Source organism: Cobetia crustatorum (assembly GCF_000591415.1).
Lineage (GTDB): Bacteria > Pseudomonadota > Gammaproteobacteria > Pseudomonadales > Halomonadaceae > Cobetia > Cobetia crustatorum.
Genome location: NZ_JEMF01000011.1, coordinates 102,148 through 110,407 on the forward strand (window position 1 = coordinate 102,148; position 8,260 = coordinate 110,407).

General features: G+C 56.8%; 7 protein-coding genes and 1 pseudogene. 7 read left to right on the top strand and 1 reads right to left on the bottom strand.

Annotated elements, in window-relative coordinates; genetic code table 11:
* Positions 1 to 66 precede the first annotated feature (66 nt).
* The 4 genes from hpaI to BF12_RS0102705 all read left to right on the top strand — a co-directional run bounded on the left by hpaI (position 67) and on the right by BF12_RS0102705 (position 4,800).
* Entirely contained in the window at positions 67 to 870 is an 804-nt protein-coding gene (hpaI, locus tag BF12_RS0102690) for a 4-hydroxy-2-oxoheptanedioate aldolase (RefSeq protein WP_024950925.1), read from the top strand.
* 58 nt (positions 871 to 928) lie between these two features.
* Positions 929 to 2,380, top strand: coding sequence for an NADP-dependent succinate-semialdehyde dehydrogenase (gabD, locus tag BF12_RS0102695; protein ID WP_024950926.1), 1,452 nt, complete (start codon positions 929 to 931; stop codon positions 2,378 to 2,380).
* A gap of 69 nt (positions 2,381 to 2,449) precedes the next feature.
* On the top strand, positions 2,450 to 2,881 hold the full coding sequence (gene hpaR, locus BF12_RS0102700; RefSeq protein WP_024950927.1) for a homoprotocatechuate degradation operon regulator HpaR: 432 nt from the start codon (positions 2,450 to 2,452) through the stop codon (positions 2,879 to 2,881).
* A 293-nt stretch (positions 2,882 to 3,174) separates the two neighbouring features.
* Entirely contained in the window at positions 3,175 to 4,800 is a 1,626-nt protein-coding gene (locus BF12_RS0102705; protein ID WP_024950928.1) for a GMC family oxidoreductase, read from the top strand.
* Positions 4,801 to 4,902: 102 nt separating this feature from the next.
* On the opposite strand, the gene BF12_RS0102710 is transcribed toward BF12_RS0102705, so the two are convergent.
* A complete protein-coding gene (locus BF12_RS0102710) occupies positions 4,903 to 6,309 on the bottom strand; it encodes an APC family permease (protein ID WP_024950929.1) in 1,407 nt (468 codons plus the stop codon).
* 311 nt (positions 6,310 to 6,620) lie between these two features.
* Here BF12_RS0102710 and BF12_RS23520 point away from each other — a divergent pair.
* The 3 genes and pseudogenes from BF12_RS23520 to BF12_RS22610 form a co-directional block, all read left to right on the top strand.
* Positions 6,621 to 6,941 (top strand): annotated as a pseudogene (locus BF12_RS23520) (transposase); the annotation flags it as partial.
* Positions 6,938 to 7,273: an IS66 family insertion sequence element accessory protein TnpB gene (gene tnpB, locus BF12_RS0102715; RefSeq protein ID WP_024950930.1), complete on the top strand. Its 336-nt coding sequence runs from the start codon at positions 6,938 to 6,940 to the stop codon at positions 7,271 to 7,273. The pseudogene BF12_RS23520 and the gene tnpB, both read left to right, overlap by 4 nt.
* 502 nt (positions 7,274 to 7,775) lie before the next feature.
* Entirely contained in the window at positions 7,776 to 7,982 is a 207-nt protein-coding gene (locus BF12_RS22610) for a hypothetical protein (RefSeq protein ID WP_248623603.1), read from the top strand.
* Positions 7,983 to 8,260: the final 278 nt, after the last annotated feature.

An 8,260-nucleotide genomic window follows, 5' to 3' on the forward strand; every position in this document is an offset into this window, starting at 1 on the left:
GACCCAAGCCCTGGCGTTCAGCGACGTGCTTGCCTGGACAACACTGCCCCCCTTCAGGAGCCTCTCATGAAAATGCCACTCAACACCTTCAAGCGGGCGCTCGCCAACGATGAAGCACAGATTGGCGTGTGGATGGGCCTGGCCAATGGCTACTGCGCCGAGCTGACGGCCAACGCCGGCTTTGATTGGCTATTGATCGATGGAGAGCATGCGCCCAACGACCTGCGCACCATTCTTGACCAGGTCCAGGCGGTCGCCCCCTACGATGTGGCGCCCGTTGCAAGGCCTCCTGTCGGCGATAGCGCCTTGATCAAGCAATACCTGGACATCGGCCTGCAGACCTTGCTGATCCCGATGATCGATACCGAAGAACAGGCACGTGACATGGTCCGCGCGACCCGCTATCCCCCCGCCGGCATCCGCGGTGTCGGCAGTGCGCTGGCGCGCGCATCGCGCTGGAACAGCATCCCGGGTTACCTGGACAAGGCAGACGATGAGATCTGCCTGCTGGTACAGGTCGAGACGCTCAAGGGCCTTGAGAACCTTGACGAAATCGCCGCGGTCGATGGCGTGGATGGCGTCTTCATTGGACCCGCCGACCTGAGTGCCTCTCTCGGACATCGCGGCAACCCCGGTCATCCGGACGTACAGCTCGCCATTGATGAGGGCATTCGTCGCATCCGCAAAGCCGGCAAGGCTGCCGGGATCCTGTCGGCCGATCGAGGACTTGCCAGACACTATCTCGAGATTGGCTGCACCTTCGTCGCGGTCGGTGTCGACACCAGCCTGTTGATGGGAGCGCTCAAATCACTGGCTGGCGAGTTCAAGGGCAGCTCGGAGACTGCGCCCACCGGACCGTCGGTGTACTGACAACATTTTCTGGGCAATTCAGCGCCCCACTATTCTTTCTCACTTATCGGACATAGTCATGAACCTCACGGATTCCCACTTGCTCAAGCAGTCTGCCTACATCAATGGCGAATGGACCAATGCCGATGATGGCAAGACCTTTACCGTCACCAACCCAGCCAATGGCTCCCTCATCGCCGAGGTTGCGCGTGTCGGAGCGACGGAAACACGTCGTGCCATCGATGCCGCCTCCGCCGCCCTCCCTGCCTGGCGTGACATGACAGCCAAGGCACGCGGCGCACTGCTGCAGCGTTGGTTCAGATTGATGCAGGAGCATCGGGAAGATCTCGCTCGACTGCTGAGCGAGGAACAAGGCAAACCGATGGCCGAGAGCCGTGGCGAGATAGATTATGGCGCCAACTTCATCGAATGGTTTGCCGAGGAAGGCAAGCGTGTCTATGGCGATATCATTCCCAACGACAAGCCTGACCGTCGCCTGGTCGTCATCAAGCAACCTGTCGGTGTCGTCGCGGCCATCACGCCCTGGAACTTCCCGGTAGCCATGATCACTCGCAAGGCAGGCCCTGCTCTGGCAGCGGGTTGCACCATGGTATTGAAGCCTGCCTCAAGCACGCCGCTGTCCGCATTGGCTCTGGCAGTGCTGGCTGAACGCGCCGGCATCCCGGCAGGTGTCTTCAATGTCGTCACGGGCAGTGCAGGTGAGATCGGTGATGAACTGACGCAGAACGCGCTGGTCCGCAAGCTGTCATTCACCGGCTCTACCGAGATCGGCCGTGAACTAATGAAGGGCTGCGCCGAGACCATCAAGAAAGTCAGCATGGAACTCGGCGGCAATGCGCCCTTCATCGTCTTCGACGATGCCGACCTGGACGCTGCCGTGGAAGGCGCCATGGCGTCAAAATTCCGCAACAGCGGTCAGACCTGTGTCTGCACCAATCGCATCCTGGTACAGGACTCCGTCTACGATGCCTTCAGCCAGAAGCTGGTCGAAGCCGTCAAGCAGCTGAAGGTGGCAGCAGCTGACGATGAAGGCGCTCAACAAGGCCCGCTCATCAATCAGCAGGCGGTCGACAAGGTGACGGCGCATATCGACAATGCCATAAGCAAAGGCGCCCAGGTCCTGTGTGGCGGCAAATCACACGCACTGGGCGGCAGCTTCTTTGAACCTACCGTCATTGGTGAAGTGACGCAGGAAATGGATGTCGCCAACGAGGAAACCTTCGGCCCCCTCGCCGCACTGTTCCGCTTCAAGGAGGAAGAAGACGCCATTCGCATGGCCAATGACACGCCGTTCGGTCTGGCAGCCTATGCCTATACCCAGAACATGGCCCGCAGCTGGCGCGTGGGAGAGGCACTTGAATATGGTATGGTCGGCATCAATGAAGGCATCATCTCAACGGAAGTCGCACCCTTCGGTGGTATCAAGGCCTCTGGCGTGGGTCGTGAAGGCTCCCACTACGGCATTGAAGACTATCTTGAAGTGAAATATCTCTGCATGGGCATCCATTGATCACGGTCCATTTTCATGCAGACGACGCCGGGGAGTCAGTACCCCCGGCGTCATTGACAAGGTAATGACATGCGCCCGACCCCTTCCTTGACCCTCGCATTGCTTCAGGCTCGAGAATCCGCGATGGGATTTTTCAGGCCACACCTGAATCAGCATGGCCTGACCGAACAACAATGGCGGGTCATTCGCATCCTCTGGCAATCCGATGAGCAGACTCTGGAGAGCCGAAGACTGTCGGAGCTGGCGTGCATTCTGCGCCCAAGTCTGACCGGGGTACTGGTGCGACTTGAACAGAATGGCTTGATACGCCGTTGGAAGCCGGCCAATGATCAACGTCGTCTCTGCGTCACCCTGACTCCACAGGGCAATGCACTGTTTGATGACATGAAAGACGAGATGATGAGCCAGTATCGGAAGATTCAAGAGTCCTTGGGGCCGGAGAAATACCGCACCCTCATGAACCTGCTGGAGGAAGTCAAAGACCTTCCGTCAGAGCATTGATAGCGCCTGCATCAGCAAAGACAAACGCCAGTTCAGGGTCACCACCGTCAAAGCCATCATTGGCTTCCGGCAGACAGCGGTGATCCTTTTCCTTCGCTTCCCTCCCCTATCCTTTCCTTCCTTTCAATTCATCCCCTCTTGTCTTTTCCTCTCTTCTCCAGAACGCCCCCACGATGCCATGTCGTCATGCCTGATCAACACGCTGGCATGTAAATTCAATTTTCTTGATATTCCTCTCCCTACTCTGGTCTCTCGACAGCCTTTCAGCGTTGTCCAATAAAAAAGAGCCAGCCATGCAGACATGTTACGACTACATCATCGTCGGCGCCGGATCGGCCGGATGCGTCATCGCACATCACCTATTGGAACAGACCGACAAGAGCGTGCTTCTCATCGAAGCCGGAGGCAATGACAACAGCCTGCTCATCCAGATGCCGGCTGCAGTGGGAAAGGTCATTCCCACCCGTACCTGGCCTTATGTCACGACACCAGATGCCGCCACGGACAACCGTGAGATGAGCATCGCCCAAGGCAAGTTGATCGGTGGCAGCAGCTCGGTGAACGGCATGATCTATATCCGGGGGCATCGTGCTGATTATGATGGCTGGGTTCAGGATGAGGGGTGCCTTGGGTGGGGCTATGACGATCTGTTGCCTTATTTTCGGCGCTGTGAAGGCAATGAGTCATTGACCCACCCCCTGCATGGAGTCGCAGGCCCACTCAAGGTCAGCGAGAACCGCTATCGCCATCCTCTGACCCAGGCCTTCATCCGTGCCGGTCAGGAAGTGGGCCTGCCGTACGTCAATGACTTCAATGACAACGGGCGCCACGGCGTCGGCTACTATCAGACGACGACACACAATGGTGAACGCTGCAGCTCTGCCAAGGCGTATCTCAATGGTTTGCGTGATCATCCACGCCTCACGATGATGACTCACACAGAAGTGGACCACATCATCTTTGAAGGTCCCCATGCCCGTGGCATTGTGGCGCATCATGCCAAGAAAGGGACGATGACTCTCAAAGCACGTCAGCAGGTCATCGTCTGTGCCGGCGCCATCGGTAGCGCGGGAATTCTGCTGCGCTCAGGTATCGGCCCAGCCTCACACCTGGCAGAACACGGCATTGAATGTCGTGAAGAGTTGCCCGTTGGGGAAAACCTGCAGGATCACCTGCACATGTCGATCAATGCGACGCTGAAAGACCCGATCTCGCTCTACGGAGAAGATAGCGGTCCGAAATCCTGGGGGCATGGCATCGAGTGGCTACTGCGTCGTCGCGGGGTAATCACCTCCAATATCCTGGAAGGTGGCGCCTTTCTGGATACGGCCAACGAAGGCCGGCCCGACACCCAAATCCACTTCATGCCAATGCTCGATTCCTGGGATGACCCGTCAGGTATAGGCAAAGGCCGTACCCACGGATTGACTCTCAAGGTGGGTCACCTTCAGCCTGTTTCACGTGGCCGAGTGCTGCTCGGTGGCCCACGGCATGATCAGCCCCTGGTGATAAAGGCCAACTTCCTGGCGGAAGCGATCGACGTCGAGCATCAAGTGCGGGCTCTGCGCGCAGGTCTGGCATTTCTCAAGACGTCAGCACTTGCTGAACTGATTGATGAAGTCTTCTCACCACCACAAGCGCAGGAATTGATGGCACTAGAAGAGGATGCCTCCCGCGAAGCCTTGGAAGCGTTCATCAGAGGCCATTGCAAGACCACCTATCACCCGGTGGGTACCTGTCGCATGGGCCCTGATCCGAAGAGTTCCGTGGTGGACCTCGAACTCAAGGTGCATGGCCTGCAGGGATTGCGGGTCATTGACTGCTCTGTCTTCCCGACCTTGCCCCGCGGCAATACCAACGCCCCCACCATTGCCGTGGCAGAAAAAGCTGCAGAGCTCTTAATCGCCGCTGCCTACTAACGCCACCACCTGCTACTATCACAAACAAGAAGGCCGCCCATATCGGGCGGCCTTCTCGTTTGTGCCTTCAGAAAACAGCGTTCAGTGTTCTGGCCTGGATAATCAGTCAGTAAGGTCTGCTTCAAATAACCCCTTCTTCATCTTCAATTTGACCCAGAAGATGGCAATGACACTGACAGTCCCTAGGACCGCGCCAAGCAATGTATAGACCGTTGTCGTCATTTCGGGGGCAGGCGATGCATTCATCGCGATATAGCCCATACCGAGGATACCGATGATCTGAGGAATCGGGTAAAGCGGCGTACGATAAGGACGCTTGACACTCGGACTTCTCACACGCAACACGATGACATTTATGTGGGCCACGATGTAAGCCAGTATCCAACTGGTAGAGGCACCGATAAGCAACAGTATGATGTGATCCGGTTTCACCAGTAGAAACGGGATCGCTACCACGAAGGCTAGGAAGATGATGCCGATCCACGGTGTATCAAACCGCGAGTGCATCTTGCCCATTATCGAAAATACCTGACCGTTTTCTGCCATGCCAGAGAGCATGCGCGGTACTGAAGCCAATACGGTATTGACGGTACTACAAGTGGCCGTCAAGCCCATGACTGTCGCAATGACAAGACCGGCCTTTCCAAAGACACCATCCACCAGATCAAGATAGGGCAAGGGCGACGTCGTCATGATATCCAAGGACAGATAGCGACTCGCCCCCAGGCAGAACAACACGAACAGCACGAAGATGATGATCAGCGACAGAAACATGGCACGCGGCACACGGCGCTCGGGCTGTCGGATATCCTTGATCATCGGGCAGATGAACTCACATCCGACGAACATCCACATCGCGAGTGCCGTCAGGGCGATGAAGCTCCCATCAGTGATCCCATCGAAGCCCCAATTCATCCCAGCCGCCACCTGAGAGACGGTTGCATTAGGGGTATCCAGCAGTGCCGTAGCGCCTACGAGAAGAATCGCCGCAATCATGGCAAAGGTAAACAAGTTCTGTAACTTCGCGAAAACATCAGTCCCGAGGATGTTCAAGGTGGCCAGTCCTAGCAGCAAGACGAGCGGAATGACACGCTCGGGCAAAATTCCGGGGAACAGGGTCTGCAGCAGCGCATCAACCAGAATCAGCTCCGCAGACAGGCCAAACATGGCTACCACAACATATCCGGCGAAAACAGACACGATCGCTGGGAAGTGCCCGATAGCTTTCTGCGTGTAAGTCGCGAGCGTCCCTGATGACGATGGGTACATCAAGGATAGCTCAGAGAAGCTCATTGCGTTACAAAAAGCGAAAACCAACGCCAGCGCCATCGCGGCAATGAAGCTGAGCCCGCCGATGCCGAATCCTAGCAGCGCTGATGCCATAGCCCCTTGCACCACGACACAACCGACACAGATGGCGATCATGGTTCTGAAGCCAATCGGGGGCTTAGCTGATGAACAGTCTAGGGGCTTAGAATCCTCTAGCCCAGTCGTTACAGTATCTACCATGGGGATACCTCATGCATGATGCCATTATTGTTGTAGTTCACTCAGATAGCAGAGCCTTTCTGCTGAGTCGTGGTCTCAAAATGCCTGCATCCTACTCCCTAGTCTTGACTGACCCTGCCAATCAATTATCCATCACTGCCGAGAGGTCTGATGAAACTGAGCTAATCACGAGAACAAGGGTAAGCGATCGGTGACTCCATCTACCGCAGCGCCCTGAATTCCGTCACGTTAGATGTTCACCTATCAATAAGTGGACATCTAACGTGACGGAAGTAAGCGTGTTGGAAGCCCCTCGCTAGCGTCGCCGCTTCACTGCCGCCTTCAAGGCTAGGATCGTCGAAGCGTGTCAGCAACCCGCTGTCTCAGTTGCCGAAGTGGCTTTGGAGCACAGCCTGAACGCCAACCAGGTCCACAATTGGCCCCCTACCACCTGTCAGCTAACGGCTGCGCCAGAGATACCGGCGTTTGTACCGGCGCCCATGACCCGTGATTCATTGCTGGCCACTCGGCAGCATCAGGTGGCGGACCGTGTTCGCCTCACAATCCCGCACCCCAACGGTCCGATGGTTATCGAGTGGCCTGCCTCGGAAGCCGACATCTGCCGATCTCTGATCCGGGAACTGCTCGCATGATCCGCATCGACGAAATCTGGCTGGATATCGAACCCTTGGATATGCGGGCTGGCCCGGACACGGCGCTAGCCCTGGTGGTGAAGGTCGTCGGTGCGGCTCGCCCACACTGTGCTTACCTGTTCGCCAACCGGTGCGGCAACCGCATGAAGGTGCTGCTCCACGATGGCCTGGGCATCTGGCTGTGCACCAGGCGCCTGAACCAGGGCAAGTTCTACTGGGCTGGCAACCGACATGGCGATTGCGTCGAGCTCTTCTCCGAGAAGGTCATGGCGCTGGTGCAGGGCCTATCCTGGCAGCATCTCAGCACCGACAGCGTCATCTCTGTGGTCTGACACACCAGGCCAGGTACGGCACAGAACCTCCCGGCTCGCTATTCGATGATGCGCCAACCCCACCACCTTCGGCAGGCTGGCATATTTGCAGAATGACTACGCCTCCCGACCTGTCTCAGCTTTCTCCCGACCAACTCCGACATTTGGCGGCAACGCTGATGGAGCAGGTAGATGAAATGAGAAAGCGCTACGGCACAGCGAGCAGGTCAATCAATAGATGACCTATGAAATGGCATTGCTCAAGCGCCATGCCTTCGGCAAGCGCAGCAAGCTACTCAATATCCTTCAGATCAGCCTGCTGGAGTAAGGGGTGGATGCCGCCATCGAGACCGAGCTGGAAGAGTTCCATCTCACTGCTGCCACGCCAGTGGCAAAGAATATGCTCAAGCGCGCACCCTTACCTCCCTAACTGCCGCTCATCGAGATTCATCATGACCCGAAGAATGATCACTGCCCGTGTAGTTGTCAGCTACGGCGGATCGGCGAGGAGATCAGTGAGAAGTTGAACTACACACCGGACATGTTCCATGTCGAGCGCCATATCCGTGGCAAGTGGGTCTACGACCAATGCGAGAAGCTGATCCAAACACCAATGCCGACGCAGATCATCGACAAGGGCATCCCCACCGCCGGCCTTCTGGCCCAGGTGCTGATCGCCAAATACGCTGATCACCTGCCGATCTGGCGCTGGCCCATGCCCAAGTCATAGCGGGCGTGGATCTGGTATCGTTGGGTCTGGGTCAGCTGTCGGTATTCCATACTCTGCTTCACTTTGGTCGGTGAGCCGAGAAGGGTACCGGTGCCGGCCCTCCTGCCTCTACCGTGCGGTCCAAAGTGCTGCGGTTATTCTATGAATCTAGGACTTCTAATGTAAGCGACCGGTGATCCCATCTACCGCAGAGTCCTGAATTCCGTCACGTTAGATGTCCACCTATCAATAAGTGGACACTTATCATGACGGAATCAAGCGTGTTGGAAGTTCCTCGC